General features: G+C 56.1%; 1 pseudogene. It reads left to right on the top strand.

The window, feature by feature from the left end:
* The first annotated feature begins 25 nt into the window (after positions 1-25).
* Positions 26-1,262, top strand: a pseudogene (locus HPO_RS19320) (IS110 family RNA-guided transposase).
* The last annotated feature ends 242 nt before the right edge of the window (positions 1,263-1,504 follow it).

The raw sequence follows: 1,504 nt of genomic DNA, 5'->3' as shown, positions 1-1,504 counted from the left end.
GCATCATAAGACAGGGCAACCCGTTCTGATAGCGATTGATATCGCGAAGCATCGCAATGAAGTTTTGATCGCTGTCCCTGGGAGGCGGCGTCGCAAACGCCTCACAGTTCGTAACGTGCGGGAAGATATCGACAGATTTGTCGAGACGCTCACCGCCTTTGGCGTGCCGGTTCAGGTCGGATTTGAGCCGACGGGCGACTATCATCGGCCGCTGGCGTGGCGGCTCCATCAGGCAGGGTTTGAGTTGAAGCTCATTTCTTCGCTGTCGCTGGCACGCACGCGCGAGGCGATGCACAACTCATGGGACAAGAACGATCCGAAGGATGCGCAGGTGATGCTGCATATGATGCAGACTGGGCTAACCCAGATCTGGCATGACCCGCTCGTGCACGGCGTGAACGACATTCAAGAGTTGTCGAAGACCCATGCCGTCATCTCACAAACAAAGACTGAGTTCTGGCATCGTTTGAGAACACACTACTTGCCACTCTACTTTCCCGAGGCTGAGCGCTTCATGGGCAACTCGCGCAGCGATTGGTTCCTCGCCTTCCTCGAACAGTTCCCCACGCCGGGATCGATCACGTGCATGTCCGAAGATGCTTTCATCGAAGCGGCCTGGGATGTTGTCGGCAAGAAGGTATCAAAAGCTCGACTGCTCGCTGATATATACGCCACAGCCGCTGATTCCATTGGCCTGCCGGTCGATCCGGAGACGCCAGCGATCCGCATGTTTCGTCTCGTTCTCGGTCAGGGAAGACATCTGATTGCCCAACGTGATCAGATCGAACAGCAAGCCAGCGACCTGCTTGGAACACATCCGGACTTCGTACGCTTGAGGACCATCCCAGGCATCGGGCCGATCAACGCGCTCACCATCCTGGCTGAGGCCGGGGACCTGCGCCGCTTCGGGCATCACCGGCAGTTTCTTAAGTTTTGCGGATTCAACCTTTCGACTCAGCAGTCAGGTATATTCCGAGGGCAGACCAAACTCTCCAAGTTTGGAAATGCCAGGCTGAGACGGACATTCTGGATGGCAGGACAGGTCGCCATTCGGCAGCGCGAGAACGGCTTCCGCGACAAGTATGAAAGATACATCGCCAGAGATCACAGCGATCCGCACCTGAAGCGCAAAGCACTCACTGCCGTTGCCGCAAAGATCGCACGCACCGCACATTCGGTCATCAAGACCGAGACAGATTACCGCCCCTTCTTCGAAGGACGCGGTCCCAGGCGGAAGGACCCCGCTCTGCAAGTGCCGTTGAGGCATGCATCGTCATGACCTCGTAGATAATGTTCGGGTCTTCTGCCTGGGTATTCGGATCTCGTCTTGAGGACGGTGAGGGCCGCAATCCAGCGTACCCTGTGTTTGCTATGGAAGAACTGATTCCTTGACGACAGAAGACGCCTGGGTGAATTTGAAAAAGAGCGTGAAGCTGATTGGCTGTCACGCACTGCTGACCTGTTGGCTCATTCCAGCTTTCGTTCCTTTCATAGGACGTTGTCG

The organism is Hyphomonas polymorpha PS728, from assembly GCF_000685315.1.
Classification (GTDB): domain Bacteria; phylum Pseudomonadota; class Alphaproteobacteria; order Caulobacterales; family Hyphomonadaceae; genus Hyphomonas; species Hyphomonas polymorpha.
This window is presented reverse-complemented; position numbering and strand designations above follow the sequence as displayed.